General features: G+C 58.4%; 16 protein-coding genes. 8 read left to right on the top strand and 8 right to left on the bottom strand.

What is annotated here, in order from left to right; all coding sequences use genetic code 11:
- Positions 1 to 134: 134 nt before the first annotated feature.
- From gmd to JJ685_RS23525, 8 genes are all read left to right on the top strand, one after another.
- Entirely contained in the window at positions 135 to 1,262 is a 1,128-nt protein-coding gene (gene gmd, locus JJ685_RS23560; RefSeq protein ID WP_201676801.1) for a GDP-mannose 4,6-dehydratase, read from the top strand.
- The gene (gene fcl, locus JJ685_RS23555) at positions 1,259 to 2,218 is read left to right on the top strand and encodes a GDP-L-fucose synthase (protein WP_330901830.1); all 960 of its coding nucleotides are present in this window, start codon (positions 1,259 to 1,261) and stop codon (positions 2,216 to 2,218) included. Before gmd ends, fcl begins: the two co-directional genes overlap by 4 nt.
- A gap of 81 nt (positions 2,219 to 2,299) precedes the next feature.
- Positions 2,300 to 4,558: a polysaccharide biosynthesis tyrosine autokinase gene (locus JJ685_RS23550; RefSeq protein ID WP_201676800.1), complete on the top strand. Its 2,259-nt coding sequence runs from the start codon at positions 2,300 to 2,302 to the stop codon at positions 4,556 to 4,558.
- 684 nt (positions 4,559 to 5,242) lie between these two features.
- On the top strand, positions 5,243 to 5,632 hold the full coding sequence (locus tag JJ685_RS23545; RefSeq protein ID WP_201676799.1) for a transposase: 390 nt from the start codon (positions 5,243 to 5,245) through the stop codon (positions 5,630 to 5,632).
- Positions 5,633 to 5,648: 16 nt separating this feature from the next.
- On the top strand, positions 5,649 to 6,032 hold the full coding sequence (gene tnpB / locus JJ685_RS30505) for an IS66 family insertion sequence element accessory protein TnpB (RefSeq protein ID WP_408015489.1): 384 nt from the start codon (positions 5,649 to 5,651) through the stop codon (positions 6,030 to 6,032).
- 5 nt (positions 6,033 to 6,037) lie between these two features.
- Positions 6,038 to 7,173, top strand: a protein-coding gene (locus JJ685_RS23535) for an IS3 family transposase (RefSeq protein ID WP_236599224.1) whose coding sequence is annotated in 2 segments (ribosomal slippage) — positions 6,038 to 6,287 and positions 6,287 to 7,173 — 1,137 coding nt in all. Because the reading frame shifts where the segments join, the coding sequence is not laid out codon by codon here.
- Positions 7,174 to 7,231: 58 nt separating this feature from the next.
- Positions 7,232 to 7,738 (top strand): IS66 family transposase, encoded by a 507-nt coding sequence (locus tag JJ685_RS23530; protein WP_201676796.1) that lies wholly within the window; start codon positions 7,232 to 7,234, stop codon positions 7,736 to 7,738.
- Positions 7,739 to 7,866: 128 nt separating this feature from the next.
- Positions 7,867 to 7,953 carry a hypothetical protein gene (locus JJ685_RS23525; RefSeq protein ID WP_201676952.1) on the top strand — a complete coding sequence of 29 codons (87 nt, stop codon included), beginning with the start codon at positions 7,867 to 7,869 and terminating at the stop codon, positions 7,951 to 7,953.
- Between the two features lie 274 nt (positions 7,954 to 8,227).
- Here JJ685_RS23525 and JJ685_RS23520 read toward each other — a convergent pair whose 3' ends face one another.
- The 8 genes from JJ685_RS23520 to JJ685_RS23485 all read right to left on the bottom strand — a co-directional run bounded on the left by JJ685_RS23520 (position 8,228) and on the right by JJ685_RS23485 (position 16,115).
- Positions 8,228 to 9,673 carry a lipopolysaccharide biosynthesis protein gene (locus JJ685_RS23520; RefSeq protein ID WP_201676795.1) on the bottom strand — a complete coding sequence of 482 codons (1,446 nt, stop codon included), beginning with the start codon at positions 9,671 to 9,673 and terminating at the stop codon, positions 8,228 to 8,230.
- 89 nt (positions 9,674 to 9,762) lie between these two features.
- A complete protein-coding gene (locus JJ685_RS23515; RefSeq protein WP_201676794.1) occupies positions 9,763 to 10,653 on the bottom strand; it encodes a polysaccharide pyruvyl transferase family protein in 891 nt (296 codons plus the stop codon).
- Positions 10,650 to 11,504, bottom strand: a complete 855-nt coding sequence (locus JJ685_RS23510) for a glycosyltransferase family 2 protein (RefSeq protein WP_201676793.1) — start codon at positions 11,502 to 11,504, stop codon at positions 10,650 to 10,652. Before JJ685_RS23510 ends, JJ685_RS23515 begins: the two co-directional genes overlap by 4 nt.
- Before the next feature lie 54 nt (positions 11,505 to 11,558).
- Positions 11,559 to 12,140 carry a WcaF family extracellular polysaccharide biosynthesis acetyltransferase gene (locus JJ685_RS23505; protein WP_201676792.1) on the bottom strand — a complete coding sequence of 194 codons (582 nt, stop codon included), beginning with the start codon at positions 12,138 to 12,140 and terminating at the stop codon, positions 11,559 to 11,561.
- A gap of 5 nt (positions 12,141 to 12,145) precedes the next feature.
- Positions 12,146 to 12,889 (bottom strand): glycosyltransferase, encoded by a 744-nt coding sequence (locus JJ685_RS30500; protein WP_408015491.1) that lies wholly within the window; start codon positions 12,887 to 12,889, stop codon positions 12,146 to 12,148.
- Positions 12,786 to 14,021 (bottom strand): hypothetical protein, encoded by a 1,236-nt coding sequence (locus tag JJ685_RS23495; RefSeq protein WP_201676790.1) that lies wholly within the window; start codon positions 14,019 to 14,021, stop codon positions 12,786 to 12,788. Before JJ685_RS23495 ends, JJ685_RS30500 begins: the two co-directional genes overlap by 104 nt.
- Before the next feature lie 7 nt (positions 14,022 to 14,028).
- On the bottom strand, positions 14,029 to 15,315 hold the full coding sequence (locus JJ685_RS23490) for a glycosyltransferase (protein WP_201676789.1): 1,287 nt from the start codon (positions 15,313 to 15,315) through the stop codon (positions 14,029 to 14,031).
- Positions 15,312 to 16,115 carry a glycosyltransferase family 25 protein gene (locus JJ685_RS23485; protein ID WP_201676788.1) on the bottom strand — a complete coding sequence of 268 codons (804 nt, stop codon included), beginning with the start codon at positions 16,113 to 16,115 and terminating at the stop codon, positions 15,312 to 15,314. The genes JJ685_RS23490 and JJ685_RS23485 overlap by 4 nt, the downstream gene beginning before the upstream one ends.
- Between the last annotated feature and the right edge of the window lie 87 nt (positions 16,116 to 16,202).

Below are 16,202 nucleotides of genomic sequence, written 5' to 3'. Positions count from 1 at the left end.
GGAGGACGCGTTCGGCGCTGTCGCCGCAACGCCTCGGCCACCTTCACGATTACCACAGCTTCCCACCGCGTCGGTCGGCAATGCCAATCCCGCATTGCGCAACCGCGATAATCCTGGGTTCACAAAGTAAGAAAATGACCAAGCGCGCACTGATCACCGGCGTCACGGGCCAGGACGGCTCCTACCTTGCCGAATTCCTTCTGGAGAAGGGCTACGAGGTGCACGGCATCAAGCGCCGCGCCTCGCTGTTCAACACGGACCGCATCGACCACATCTACCAGGATCCGCACGTCGATAACAAGCGGTTCATCCTGCATTACGGCGACCTGACGGACACGTCGAACCTGACGCGCATCCTGCAGCAGGTGCAGCCTGACGAGGTCTACAACCTGGGCGCCCAGTCGCACGTGGCGGTCAGCTTCGAATCGCCCGAGTACACGGCCGACGTGGACGCGATCGGTACTCTGCGCCTGCTGGAAGGCATCCGCTTCCTGGGCCTGGACAAGAAAACGCGCTTTTACCAAGCCTCCACCTCCGAGCTGTACGGCCTGGTGCAGGAGACCCCGCAGAAGGAAACCACGCCCTTCTACCCGCGCTCGCCCTATGCCGTCGCCAAGATGTATGCCTACTGGATCACGGTGAACTACCGCGAGGCCTACGGCATGTACGCCTGCAACGGCATCCTGTTCAACCACGAGTCGCCGCGCCGCGGCGAAACGTTCGTCACCCGCAAGATCACGCGCGGCCTGGCCAACATTGCCCAAGGCCTGGAGAAGTGCCTGTTCATGGGCAACATGGATTCCCTGCGCGACTGGGGACATGCGAAGGACTACGTGCGCATGCAGTGGATGATGCTGCAGCAGGACCAGCCGAAGGACTACGTCATCGCCACTGGTGCTCAGATTTCCGTGCGCGACTTCATCCGAATGACGGCGGAAAACCTCGGCCTGCGGATCCGCTTCGAGGGCAAGGGCGTGGAGGAAAAGGGCATCGTCGACGCGATCACGGGCAACAATGCACCGGCGCTGAAGGTGGGCGACGTTGTCGTCTCGGTCGACCCGCGCTACTTCCGTCCGGCCGAAGTCGAGACCCTGCTCGGTGATCCGTCCAAGGCCAAGCGCGAACTGGGATGGACGCCGGAGGTCACGGTCGATCAGATGTGCGCCGAGATGGTGGCATCGGACCTGCTGGAAGCCAAGCGGCACGCGCTGCTGCGCGCGCACGGCTACAACGTGCCGGTGTCCGTGGAGAACGGGTCGTGAGCGCAGTCTTCGTCGCCGGCCATCGCGGGATGGTCGGTTCCGCCATCGTGCGGCAGTTGGAGGCCAAGGGTCACAAGAACATCCTCACGGCCACCCGCGACGAGGTGGACCTGACCCGCCAGGAACAGGTGGAGGCGTTCTTCCGCAGTCACAACATCTCGCAGGTTTACCTGGCCGCTGCCAAGGTGGGTGGCATCCACGCCAACAATACATACCCTGCGCAGTTCATTTACGAGAACCTGATGATCGAGTGCAACGTGATTCACTCAGCGCATCTGACGAACGTGCAGAACTTGCTACTTCTGGGGTCCTCGTGCATCTATCCGCGCGCGGTACCGCAACCGATGCGGGAGGACGCGCTGCTCACCGGCGTCCTGGAGCCGACGAACGAGCCCTACGCGGTGGCAAAGATCGCCGGCATCAAGCTATGCGAAAGCTACAACCGTGAGTACGGGCGGGATTACCGGAGCGTGATGCCCACGAATTTGTACGGCCCGAACGACAACTTCCATCCCGAGAACAGCCACGTGATCCCGGCGTTGATCCGGCGCTTCCACGAGGCGGCGCAGAAGGGAGCCGAGGTGGTGACGATCTGGGGGACCGGGACGCCGAAGCGGGAATTCCTGCATGTCGACGACATGGCAGCAGCTTCTGTGCACGTCATGGAACTGCCTGTTGAGCGTTATCGGGAGTTCACACACCCGATGCTGTCGCACATCAATGTTGGTACGGGCGCGGACTGCTCCATCCGGGAGTTGGCCGAAGCTATTGCGGATGTCACCGGCTTTAATGGAACCATCGTTTTCGATGCGAGCAAGCCGGACGGGGCACCTCGGAAGTTGATGGACGTAACCAACCTTCGCGCTCTCGGCTGGACCGCGAGGATTGGACTCCATGAAGGACTTCGCCAATCTTATGCTTGGTTCTTGGCGAACCAGAGCGAAGTCCGACTCTGATGGAAGTCGCACGGCCAGCGTCGGCTATCTCCCGGGATGCGACACGGCGCATCCAAACACTTTGACATTCGCGTCAGCGCCATGAATGCACCCCACCTACTGCAGCGCCAATTCGGGCCTGCGACTGAAACTAAAATCCTGGAAGAGGACACCCACGCGAACGTACGAGAGTACTGGGACATTGTCGTTGACAATAGGTGGCTCATTGCAGGCATCACCTCCCTAGCAATCGGTATAGGCGCCGCCGTCGCCTTCCTTTCGCGACCCACGTACGAAGCTAACCTGTTGATCCAGGTTGAAGACTCGGCGGGCTCTGCTGGGAGCTTGCTGGGTCAAGCTGGCGCACTCTTTGAATTAAAAACACCCGCCATTGCGGAGATCGAGATTATTCGCTCGCGTATGGTCATTGGTGAGGCGGTCGACAAGACGCGCATGCAAATTCAGGCCAAGCCGCGATACCTTCCTTTGGTGGGGGAATGGCTCGCAGGTCGCGCTAATGGATTGTCGGAGCCTGGTTTTTTTGGATTGCCCGGCTATGTGGCGGGAAAGGAAACCATCGACGTCGGGGAGTTCAGCGTCCCTGAACTGTTTGAGGGAACACAGTTTCGTTTGCGGCTCTCTTCCGCCACCACCTTTGTTCTAAGCCACCCCGAATTAGACGGAGTACTTACGGGAACCGTCGGCACTCCGCTTGCAGCTGAGACGCCCGTAGGGAAGGTCTCCCTTTCGGTTACTCAAATCACCGCTCTTCCCGGCGCTGAATTCGATTTGGTCAGCAACTCCCGAGTCGAAACGATAGAACGACTACAAGATGGCTTGAAACTCTCAGAAAAGGGCAGGCAATCGGGCATCATTGAGGCGCGTCTCGAGGGGTTTGATCGCATTCAGGTAGCGCGTTTACTGAATGAGATCGGCCGGCAATACGTTCAGCAGAATGTCGAGCGCAAAGCTGCGGAAGCTCAGAAGACCTTGGCCTTTTTGGACACGCAACTGCCGCAATTTAAGAAGCAACTGAATCAGGCAGAAGAGGCCTATAATAGCTACCGACATCGGCAGGGAACGGTTGCGCTTGACGAAGAAGCGAAGCTGATTTTGAGCAGATCTGTTGAGCTCCAAGCCAGACTGCTGGAAGCGCAACAGAAGCGCCGCGACTTAGTAAGTCGATTTACGCCTCAGCATCCTCTGGTGACTACCCTGGACGGGCAAATCGCCGCTTGGAATGAGGAGATTAATGCCCTAAATGCGAAGGTCCGCAGCCTTCCCGCGGTACAGCAGGACGCGCTCCGGTTGGAGCGTGACGTGAAGGTAAATAACGAGCTTTACCAACAACTCAGGAACAATTCCCTCCAACTACAGCTGATTCGCGAGGGCAAGATTGGCAATGTTCGCGTAATCGATGCAGCAGTTCAGCCCAAGCAGCCCATCCGCCCGCGCCGAGGAATAACTTTGGCTCTCGCAGCTGTGTTGGGGTTGTTTGGGGGCATTTTGGGCGCCTTTTTCCGCAGTTCGTTTCTCCGCGGCATCCGCAATGCTCAAGAAATTGAAGCACGCACCGGCCTAAGCGTGTATAGCACAATACCTCTGAGCAAAGGCCAAGAGGGGCTCGTGGCAAAGGTGAAGGGCAAGCAGAAGGGTACTCATCTACTGGCATCCACTTCACCGCAAGATCCAGCTATCGAGAGTATGCGGAGTCTTCGAACTGCCCTTCAGTTCGCTATGTTGGATGCCCCAAATAACCGCGTTTTGATTACCGGTCCGACCCCCGGCGTTGGAAAAAGCTTCTTGTCTGCGAACTTCGCGGCCGTGGTGGCCAGTACCGGTAAGCGCGTTCTGCTAATTGACGCGGACCTCCGTAAGGGCTACCTGAACAACTACTTCGGCGTCTCTCGCGATCGTGGGTTGTCTGAAGTTATAGCTGGAAGTGCCAGCCCTGCAGAGGCGATTCACCCAGGCGTAGCGCCGCACTTGGATCTCTTAACTACCGGCGTGCTTCCGCCGAACCCTGCTGAGCTGCTAATGAGTAGCGCGCTGGCCTCATTGCTTGCGCAGTTCTCCAATGCTTACGACATCGTGATCATCGATACCCCGCCGGTCCTAGCAGCGGCGGATACACTCAATGTCGCACACCAAGCGGGCACGTTGCTACTTGTCGCGCGCGCGGGGGAAACCCAAATCGGCGAACTGTTGGAAAGCGGCAAACGCTTATCTCAAGCTGGCAAGGTGGCCAGTGGAGTGATCTTCAATGCGCTTGATCTAAATCGCCGGCACTACGGGCGATATGGGTACCGGTATGACAGCTATCGATACCAGCAATACGCGTATGAGGGCGCGAAAGTTTAGCCATATGCTAGGCGCCGCCATTGTGCCGATTTCGGGTTCGGTGTGTAGTACTACGCGTGGCGCCTGCATCGGCCCTGAAAAGGCTCTAGCCCGAATGTGTTGCAGCACGTCTATTCGGAAGCCCAACTGGGCGCGGGGGCCACTCAGAAGGTTCAACTGGCAATCGGATGGCAGCTGTTTCTGGTCCGGGGCTGAGGTCCTTAAGAGCCTGCGAGGACGGATCTCGTTGTAGTACGCCCGCCGCTGAGCCGCCAAGGTATGCCGCGCCTCGGTCCGCGAACACCGCCCAGTTGACGTTCAGGCGTTGGTCGCGCAGCAATTCATCGAAGGTTTCCAATTGCTGTTGACCGTGAGTACTCGGGCGGCTGGAAAACCGCAGTATGCGTTTGAACCGGCACTTACCGGCGCAGTTGTTCTCCAGCGGCTTCAGGCGCACGCGCCTGAAGCCGCGTTCGAAGACAAACACCTCCGGACGATTCAACGAGCTCTGGAGAAGTGGAGGTCTGAGGCAGGCCGCTCATTGATCCAGCGAATCCATGACGAACAACAAGCCTCTACGCTCGCAGAACCGTCCCGGTAACATTCCTCCCTGAGGCAACATGGGGGTAAGCGGCTGGCCGTCCCACCTTGAGACGTGAGGTCAGGACGGCGACGATGGTGTCCATCTAAGTTTGATGGACGTCTATGCGTGCCAATCAGAAGCCGCGCCGCCGGCAGAGCGAGCAGTTCAAGGCCCAGGTGCTGGCGGCCTGCGCCGAACCTGGCGCGTCGGTTTCGGCGGTGGCGCTGTCGTTCGCGTTGAACGCCAACCTGATGCACCAATGGCGCCGCGGCCGAGGGTACAAGGAGGAACGCCCAGCCCCGCCAGAGGCCGCGAGCGCATCGTCGCCGCAGTTCGTCGCACTGGCGTTGCCGGCGCCGCTGCCCGCCACACCACCCGCCGTGGTCGCTGCGCCGGCAGCGGCCGACTCGATCCGCGCGGAAATCAAGCGCGGTGCTCTGGTCGTGAGCGTGACATGGCCGGTGTTGGCGGCTGGCGAGTACGCAGCATGGCTGGGCGAGCTGCTGCGGTGATCCGCATCGACGCGATGTGCTGGCGGTACACCCGGTGGACCTGCGCTGCGGCCCGGAGCGCCTGCTGGCGCACGTCGTGCAAGTATTCGGCGCGGCCAGGGCGCACCACGGATACCTGTTTGCCAACCCCCGACACACGCGCGTGAAGCTGCTGGTGCATGACGGCTTCGGCCTGTGGTGCGCAGTGCGTCGGCTCAATCAAGGCAGGTTCTGCTGGCCCGATGGGGATTATTGGAAGACCACTGACAGCGATGCTCGACCCGGGCGCGGGCAAGACCAAGCGCGCCTACGTGTGGGCCTACGCTCGCGGCGAATTCGACCCGACGCCGGCCGTGGTGACCTGCTCCCCTCCTGCCGTTACCAGCCGATAGTTTGCGAAGTCCGTCAACCAGGAGAATGACGGACATGAAGAAGAGCAGATTCACGGAGGAGCAGATCATCGGGTTCATCCGCCAAGCCGAGGCGGGGATACCGGTGAAGGAGCTATGCCGCAAGGGCGGCTTCAGCGACGCCACGTTCTACAAGTGGCGCGCCAAGTACGGCGGCATGGACGTGCCCGACGCCAAGCGACTGCGTGAGCTGGAGAGCGAGAACGCCAAGCTGAAGAAGCTGCTGGCCGAGGCCCACCTGGACATCCACGCGCTCAAAGGCGTCTTCGGGGTAAAGCGTTAGCCCCACAGGCCAAGCGCAAGACGATCGCGACCATGGTGGATCAGTTCCACCTGTCCGAGCGCCGCGCCTGCCGTCTTGTGGGGCTCGCCCGCGACAGCTACCGACACCCGCCCGAGGAAAGCGAGATGAACCAGGCCCTGAGCGCCAAGATCATCGAGATCGCCCATGTGCGCCGGCGCTTTGGCTACCGTCGCATCCACGATCTGTTGCGCCCCTACTTCGCCGGGGTGAACCACAAGCGGCTGCTGCGGCTGTATCAGCAGGCCAACCTGTCGGTTCGCAAGCGCAGGAAGGCCAAACGCCCCGTGTCCGAGCGCGTGCCGCTGCAGCTGGCCAGCGTCGTCAATGAGGTCTGGAGCATGGACTTTGTCAGCGACAGCCTGGCCAACGGGCGGCGGATTAAGTGTTTGACGGTGGCGGACGACTTCACCCATGAGTGCGTGCAGATCGGCATCGACTTCGGCATCTCCGGCGAGTACGTCACGCGGCTGCTGGACGAAGCGGCCCGATTCCGCGGCTACCCCTTGGCCGTGCGGACCGATAACGGTCCGGAGTTCACCAGCCGGGCATTCATGGCCTGGGCGCAAAGCCACGGCATCCGCCACCTCCTCATTGAGCCAGGGCGCCCTATGCAGAACGGCTACATCGAGAGCTTCAACGGCAAGTTCCGCGACGAGTGCCTGAACGAGCACTGGTTTCAAACGCTGACCCAGGCCCGTGCTGCCATCGCCGCTTGGCGCCAGGACTTCAACGAGGTCAGACCACACAGCAGCCTTGGGCGCATTCCGCCGGCCAGGTTCGCCGAGCAGCATCGCCAGCGAGCTGGCGATGCTGCGGAAGACCAATTAGTCAACAGCCAAATCGATTAACCTTTCAACCCCGGACTTCGTACCTTGGATTGGTACGGCGGAGGGGGGCAGGTCAGTGGTGTACGACTTCTGCCTGGGACGCGGGGCGCAGTACCCCATCGAGTTCCTGCGCGGCGAAGACCGACCCGGAGGCCGACGAAGTTGGCAGGGCACGCTGGTGCGCGACGAATACGCGGGCTACGACAGCGCCCTGGATCCGGAAAGCTGGCCCGGACGCACCGGGGCAGGTTGTATTGCGCACGCCAGACGCAAGTGTGACGAACTGCTCAAGGCCGGCGGCGGCAGCAGCGTGGCCGACGAGGTCCTGCGACGGATGGCGCGGATCTGGCGGCTCGAACGCGAGTTCGCGGGCATGGGCGCACCGCGGCGCCTGGCCGCACGCCAGGAGCTTGCCAAGCCCCTATGGCAGGACCTGCACGAGTGGCTGCAACTGGAACGTGCCCGGGTGGCTGACGGCGGCGCGACGGCCAAGGCCATCGACTACAGCTTGAACAACTGGCCGGCGCTGACGCGCAACCTGGACGACGGCGAGTGCCGGTTTCGAACCACCACATCGAAAACCTGATACGTCCCTGGGCGGTCGGCCGGAAGGCGTAGTTGTTCTGTGGCAGCGAACTCGCCGGCCAACGCGCCGCGATGGTCATGAGCCTGGTGCAGTCCGCCTAGCTCTGTGGGCGCGATCCGCACGCCTACCTGCGAGACATCCTGCAGCGCCTACCCGAGCATCCGGCCAGCGCCCTCAACGAACTGCTGCCGCATCGCTGGAAATCCCAGGACTGATCGCCTCCGCTCGCGACCGTCAAGGTGGTGCGCCCAGCCGCTTACACATGGGGGGTCAGTTTCTCGTGTCTCCTGACACAGCTTGAGCGCAGATGCACTTGCTGAATCGATGCGGCAAGGATGCTGCGACCCTCGATCCCCCCTTCGCGTCGCACCAAGACTATACGCATGCACCAGAACCTGGGCGCCTGCTTGCTCCGCAGTTGGCCATTAGAAGCGACCACCTTTGCCCCCTCGAGGCCTTCGACCAAGGTCGCATCCGACAGGTGGCGAATCATGGCAGGCGAACTTTACCCGTTAGGTGTCGGACGGCTTGCGCGAGCTCGGATTCCGGTCCCGCAGGGCGCCGCTCGGCCACCCACAAGCCTGCGAGAGCCGCGCAATGCGCTATTGCCCCAACCAGTACGGTCCCCGCCAAGTTCAAGACGGGATTGTCGGCAAGCACGTGCCCAAGAAGCCTTTCATAGGTGAGGATTGCCGCCACCATAATGGCAGTGGCTGCAAAGGTCCGTCGGCTTGCCCACACCTGCGCACGTATACCCGGACCCGCCAACTTCCGCGCCAATGAGAGGTTCAAAACCGTGCCTAGCACACCGGCAACAGCGCGGCCAAGAAGCAGGCCCGGGATCCCGTAGGCGAAGAGGCCGAAATACACAACAGGAACTCGTACCAGAAGGTATTGAACTTCGCGAATGAAAATAGACCTCGGCGCGCCGAGCGCTAATGCCAGCGGCTGAACCTGGGACGATAGTGTTTGCAGCGCCATCACCGGCGCTGCGATCTTGATAACTAATGCAGCGCCCGCCCACTGCGGGCCAAGCACCACAGCCACGAACAGATCCGAAACCGCGGCAAAGCCGACGCCTAGGGGAAGCGCTATCGCGAATAGTGCGGACTGCGCCCTTCCATACGCACTGGCGAGTCGCAGCCGATCACCTGAAATTTTGCTGAACGAAGGCAAGAGCGTAGTAGCTACTGGTTCTGACACCTCGCGGACAGCGATCAAGCTAAAGCGCTCACCAACACTGTAGCTGCCTAAGACGGACTTACCTAGCACGTATCCGATTACCAGTTCGTCAAGCCTGACAGCCGCAGTTATCACCATCTGCGATAGAGACAGCCAAACGGAAAACGACAGCATCTCCTTCGCCCTGCTAATAGACAAGCGCGGCCGATAGTGAACTTGCATGTAGGAATACACAACAGTGGCTATTCGACCCATCAGAGGTCCGAGCACGAGCGCCCAGTACGAGAGATATAGCGCCGCAATGGCGATCCCAACGACGATCCCAACTAACCGCTCAGTGAGGCTTCTCGCAATTTCAGCACGGAAATCTATGTCGCGCGTGAACAGCACTATTTTTGGATTCAGCAGGCCACCGATAAAGGTCGTCAATGCAATGACCAGCATGATGGCGACGAGCCGCCGATCACCATACAAGGAAGCAAGCGGGCTTGCCAGCGATGCAAGAAGGCCACCCAAGAGAGTTGAACGAATCGCCTCAAGCGTAAACGCCGTAGCTAGATGGTCATCCGAAATTACAGGAACGCGAATGAGGGCCTTTACCAACGACAGCTCTGTAAGCGAGTTGGAAATTGCGAGCACGCTGATTGCAATGGCAACCAAGCCGAAATCTTCTGGCGTGAGAAATCGGGCGAGTAAAATCGTGCTAAGCGTGGCCAGCACGTTCACCACAGCGCGAGCGGCCGCGACCGTCATTACGCCGGACCGTACGCGCCCGGATATTGTCATTTCAGCGCCTCACCGCCCGCCTGCCTAGTTCGGGGATTCATTGAGGACTCCAACCGTCACCGCTGAATGTGGGGGGCATATTTCTTCAGGATCGCACAAGCACGCTCATTAAGCCGACCGACAGCACGTTCTATTGATTCGTCGCTACTCAGGCTTGGCGTGACATTGGTTAACATGGCCAAGCTTTCCGCTGCCCGCTCTGTCATGCGGCGGTCTAAAGTCTGAAGGAACCGGCGGCGTAATCCCGTCACGCCATCCAGGCGGCGGCCACTTCGCCCCCAACGCACCAACTGTTCCTGCACTGAGGAGGCACGAATTGGGCGCGGCCTAAGATCAACGTCCAACGCGCTAGCCCAATCGTTCCACTTCACATGGTGAGCCTTGCTAAACGGAAGAATTGGCACCCAGGGAACTCGGAGTGCGTCTGCAACAATCGCGCCGTGCATGGCTTCCGTAAGGACAACTTCCGACGCCTCAATTGCATGTAGCACCTCGGGGACCGGTGCGGTCGGGTCAATAAAGTGGACATTTGCAAGTCGGCAAGCCTCCTTCCAGCAGCCGCGTTCGAGGCTCTCCCAATGGGGAATGAAGGAAAACTTGTGCTGCTTGGTCCGGGTTGGGTTCCGGTAATCGTAAATTAGGATGCCACTATCCCCGACTGAGTAGCTCGGGTCCAAACCTAACGTACGAGCTGTAAAGTCACCGCGCACGCAAAATATATCCCAAGTCTCGTCCAATACCGGAGGAGCCGTATATCCACCATAGCCCGAGCCGAACACCACCTTTACCACACCGGCAGGATGATGATCAAACAGTACGGAGCCAATACCGAGCATCATGGCACTCGGGTCGTCATTGAAGAGACCGGGGAATACTTTCGGAAGAAGATAGTGATTTAGCTCGTCTCCAAAATTCGGAGATTTACCTCTGTAGAAATAGAGCCTCACGCCGAATGGGACCTTTCGTTGAAAAAATAGCTCATCACACCCCGAGTCAGCGCCCCAACTCTCCCCGGCTGCACTCGTGCATGCCATGCGTCCTCTGCAAAAGCGCGTACAACTCGCGCAACTTGGGCGCTGACCAAGTGTTTGGCGTATGTCGCGCCGGCTCCGTAGTCGTAGAACTGAAGCCGGTCAAGCGCGTCTTCTTCGCCTCGCCCGTGGTCATGCGCCACGACCGGCCCTGGAAAGAGTCCGCCCCTCCATCCGTGCCGAAGAGCCCTAATGGCCATGTCCCAGTCCTCACCGGCCCATGGAGTGCCCGCACCGAAGCGCTCATCAAAAGAGCCGATATCCGTCAAACAACGAGCGGCAAATGCCATGTTTGACCCCTGAATTACTCCCCGAGGAATCCATTCTGAAGAGGCATACACGCGCTCGGAATGAACAGGCCTACACCCGAGGGGGGAATGCTCAGTATTAAATCGCTCAATTGAACCAGTTCCAAACCCAATCCGCGGGTCTGCAAAAACATCAACCCAGGCATCGATAAAACCCGGGCGCACATAACAGTCATCGTCGATGAAGATGAGAAGACTTGAATTTGCAACACGGATCGCGTCGTTTCGCGCAGCAGAGTTTCCAGGGCGGACGCAGGTAAGTAAAGTAGTACGCCCGCAAAACCGGGCGGCAAACTCATTCAACACATCTGGCGTGCGATCCGACGAGCCATTGTCGACTAGAATGACTTCAAAGGGTCGCTTGCTTTTTATTCCAAGCACGTAAGCCAGAGCTCTCTCGAGTCCCGAGGCTCGATTCTTCGTGGCAAGAATCAAGCTCGCGCAGATTTCAGCTTTCACCGAGTTGCTCCCAGGCCTCGACACATTGCCAGCGATTTTGCGTAGCATAGACCTTCATTGGCGGCCCCACCCAATGTCCAAATCAACGTCTACGCATTCCCGTGGTTTCACGGGCTTGCACGGACTTCCAAAGCAGACGTAATTCTTGGGAAGATCCGAGAAAACGGAACTTCGCGCACCGACCACAACGCCGTCTTCAATCTTAACCCCTGGCGCAACAAATACGTCTGCAGCGAGCCAGGCCCCTGAACCGACAGTAATCGGTCGCGCGCGGATGGGAAACGAGCTCACGCGATAGTCGTGATCGCCCGCACAGAGATAGCACCCCTGAGAGACGACGGAATCGCTTGCAACGGTGATTTCACCTAGGCTATATAGGACGGCATTATCTCCGACCCAAACATCGTCGCCGAGGGTAATCTTCCAAGGGTATGTAAACTTGGCTGACGGTCGCAGCAATACTCTTCGACCCACGGTGGCGCCGAACCGCCTCAACAGCCAAGCGCGAAACGGATAAGCGAATTGCGGAGACCACGCAAAGATCGTCTCCTGAACAATCCACCACAATTGAACTTCGACCTTGCTTCGCCCTCGAAAACCCTCTGGAACACGAAAATGCCGCAATTTTTGAGGCATGCCATTCACCGTCGACCGAGGACACTGAAAGTCACAAGCACCGCCAGTCCCGTTAACACCCGTCTGCACGCCGACGTTATTCGGACAGGCAATCCCAATCCGAGTACCTGATCTTGAACAGCCCATGCTTCGGAAGCGAGCCTCAAAAAGGACCCGGTAGACACGCCGCCTAGCGCGAATATAGACACTACTTTGGGAATAGAACGGTGGGTACACCCTTGCCGCAGAAGTTGCGCAGCCAAGAAGTAGTCACCACAAATCTTGTAGTCGACAGGCCACTGAAGCCCACGCAGGATTTCCACATTGTAGAATGTAGATTGCTGAATCGCAGGGACCGAATAGGTTGCAGCAGAAAGCGGCCTTGGACGCCGCAACCTATCGCCCCCAAAACCTCGGATGAGCGTTGAGAAGAAGACCACGTTAGCACCATCCAGGTGCTCAACTGCTTCCCCTAGGGCATTAGGGCCGGCTAATTCATCACCAGCGTTAAGGAACACAACGTACGCACCGGAAGCCTTTTCTAATCCCTTCCGCATTGCGTCGTAGATGCCGTTATCGGGCTCTGATATGCACAAGCAGGCAGGCCCTAGCAGACGGCAAAATTCAACTGTTCCATCTGATGACGCACCATCGATTACAAGCCATTCAAACTCTCCAAATGTTTGGGTCAGCACAGAATTCGCGGTTCTTCGCAACCCCGAAATATTGTTGTAAGTGACGCTTACGATTGTGACCTTTGGAGTTATCATTTCCACCCGCAATCACCAAACAAGAAATCCATAGGAGAAGAAGTCGATCATAATAGAAAAGCTCGCCATTAAGGAACGCAAAGGCGATGACCAGATGCCAGAGGCGTCGAGGCACGACCACAAAGGCCAGCCATATGAAGCCGACACCAAGGACGCCGTAAAACATTAGCTGGTTCAGCATCCAGTTATCAAACACCCCCGCACCATTCGGCGATAGCGCGCGAAGCGCCCCCTCGCTGGCGCCAAAAAACCAATTCCGCCTAAGCAGTTCGGAAATGAGTCTCACGGGCTCGAAAATTCGAACTGCCGCGGAGGCGTCCTCTCCCGACACGACGCTGATAATTCGAGTGCTCAAGAGGGGGCTGTACAGCAAAATCGCGACCGCAATGGCGAACACCCCAAGGCTCGGCAATAAGGCCCCCATGCGAGCTTGACGTCTTTGCTCTGTGATGGTGATGAAGACCCCAAATAGTAGCCCACTTAACGACATCGAGAGAGCGATTGCCAAGAATGAGAGCCAACGAAGAATCCGATTCGAGTACGAATATGATGCAACAATCCCCACCAAGCCAAGCGCCACTAATGCACTCGGCTCGGAAAAGGACGCACTCGGCCGGATGAGATACCCTGCTTGAGATAGCCACTCGCGCTGCTCAGAAAAAACTGTCCCGTAGTCGATCGCAAAGAATCTTTGCGGGATGTCGAACAGGCCACGATTGAGGTATAGTGAATCGACTAGCTGGCCAGCGGCCAAAACACATGACGCGAGAATCGCAAGGAAAAGTCCTGAGAACGCATGGCCGCCCAGACGCTTCGCTGCTGAAGGGGGCATGGCGAGCTGCGCGGCAAACAGGACTAGCATAACGACTCCCATTCTCAGGCTACGCAGCACGGTATTTAGCTCGTGGTCAGCAAGAATGTATCCCGCTCCTAAGAGGACCAGGACAGCAACACCTGGAGCGTATAAGCGCACCAGCCGCTCAAATTTCAAGTTGACGGCTAGCATTGAGAGTAAGGCGAACCCGGCAAACTGAGTCGATAGATACTCGTTGATGCCGAGGTGCAGCGCGCAGAGGGCGGCGGCAACAGCAATGGTCGCGAATACGCTCGATTTATATTCAAGGGTGCGCACCGATGCCTCAAGACGCCCCATACTGCCGCTGCAAACCATGGTCCGCGCTCGCTATCACTTGCTCATACAGATCTGCATGCAGGGCGGCAACGACGGGATAGCTAAATTTTTCTATTGCACGGCGCCGGGCAGACATCCCCAGGGTCCTCCGACGCGTGGGATCACCAAGTACCCAGCCTAATCCATGAGCAAAATCAGTCGCGTCAAAAGGTTCGGCTAGGTAGCCGGATTCTGCGTGGGATATGACGTCCTTGAGTCCCCCGATTCGGAACGCCACAACAGGGACGCCACAGGCTTGCGCTTCAGCGGCGGTTTGCGAAAAGCTCTCCTGTCGCGACGGAACCACCACGACGTCAGCCGCAGAGTAAACCAACGCCATGGCTATGTCGTCGCTCAAATGCCCCATCCACTCTACCGGACAGGGAAAGCCGCCGGCCTGCTGAGGCTCACTCTGCCCGACACAAATCAAACGGATCTTTCGCGAAGGATGTTTTTGAACTAATTGATGTAGAGCTTCACTCAGCAGATCAAACCCCTTGTTGGGATCTGATCCGCCTCCCAGTGCACAGTAGAGAATGACCCAGTCGTCATTCGGGATGCCAGCTATTTCCCGCGCCAATGCGCTGTCTACCGGTTTGTAGACGTTGGCATCGAGCGCATTAGGGATCACGCGAACCGGCCAACCCGCAAACAGTGCGCTTTCTGCGACCCGATCAGCCATCCAAGCGCTGGGAGCGACCAGTTGAAATGGCTGCTGCCAAGCCCTCCGCTTTCGCGACCATGTCCATCGATCAATATCAATTCCGCGATGCCCAATTGGCTTGTTGCCACTGCTATAGCCTCGACGCCATCGAGCTGCGTCATCAGGTGCTAAATGTTCAGTGCCGCAGAACGCCCACATATCGTGAAAGGTCCAAACTTTTGGCTTTCGGATCTTCGCGATCTGCTCTATGGACAAAAAGCCGCCGCAGACCCAATGCAGATGGAGAACCGAGAAATTGCACTGGTTAAGAGCCTCAGCCTTTACAGCGCTGAGGACGGATGGTGACCGATGCCCGGCACCTGCACGTTGAAGCTTCAGCATTATTCGGTCAAGTGCCGGACGCGCAATGGCCATTCCGCGCCCGAGTACGCCCGAGCTGGCTGCCACTGTCCAATCGTCCGTTCCTTTATGGTCAACACGCATGAGAGAAGGTATACCTTCCATCCGCAGCGCCTTGTGCAATCTGAACGCCGCGCGTGCCGCACCACCTTTCGAATCCGAGCGCGACAACAACAATGGAGTGAGACTCATGAAACGACCGTATCGGATGAAGGGCGCGCAATCTTCTTAAGCCCAAGCACGCGCGCTCGCATAGCGTGAGTCATCTCCGCTGCGCGGGTGCCAAGTTGTCGCCCAAGAAGAGCAGGCAAGCTGATTCGTCGACGTAACGAATTTCTGTCGGACAACAACGTGCTCCCTGTTTCCTCAGGCGGATGATCGATTAGGTCAACATACGATACCAGCGCATTGGAATGCTTGAGCAAAGCGTGCCATTCGTCAGCCCTTCTCAGCATTCCCTGCTGGCTTTCAAGAAGATGCTTCGCCAACTCGGGACCGACCCCATAGCAACACGTGCGCCACAGATAACGATACGTAATTGGATGGATTCGGTATACCCGCCCTGCCGCAGGCGCAGCGACGCGGCAGGGGCGGCCTCTTATGTGTCGGACGCTGCTGAGGCCGTTCTGACCACCAAGGAATAGGAGCTCATTGGGAGCGAGCTCGGAGACAAGTTGTGCGGCTTCACGCAACGCCTGATCCGTTCCTGTGACATCATCCTCAAGCACCAACACAGGCTGATTTGCCTTTACGGCTTCCTCGTAGCACCTCATATGGCTAAGGGAACAACCTACTTCTCCGGGGCTCATGACATCACGGCTAGACTGGAAGTACGGCGTGATTGCGCGAAAATAGTCTACGGACGAGATTTTTGACCCGTCGACTGCCTCCACAATCTCGAAGAGCGGGAACATCGCCGGGAATGTCCGCTTCAACTGCTCTCGTCGACCTACGGCCGATTTAAGAGAAACCACCAGAAGCTTCGAATTCAAGTTCCACCCCTCATCCTGTTAACCCTCGTCGAATCTCAACCGGAGCGTCGGTTTCCGTATTCATATGACATCTGTTGGCAGCGCGAC

Origin of the sequence: Ramlibacter monticola, assembly GCF_016722785.1 — a bacterium.
GTDB lineage: Bacteria > Pseudomonadota > Gammaproteobacteria > Burkholderiales > Burkholderiaceae_C > Ramlibacter > Ramlibacter monticola.
The sequence above is the reverse complement of the archived record's forward strand: the minus strand, read 5'-3'. Positions and strand labels throughout refer to the sequence as shown.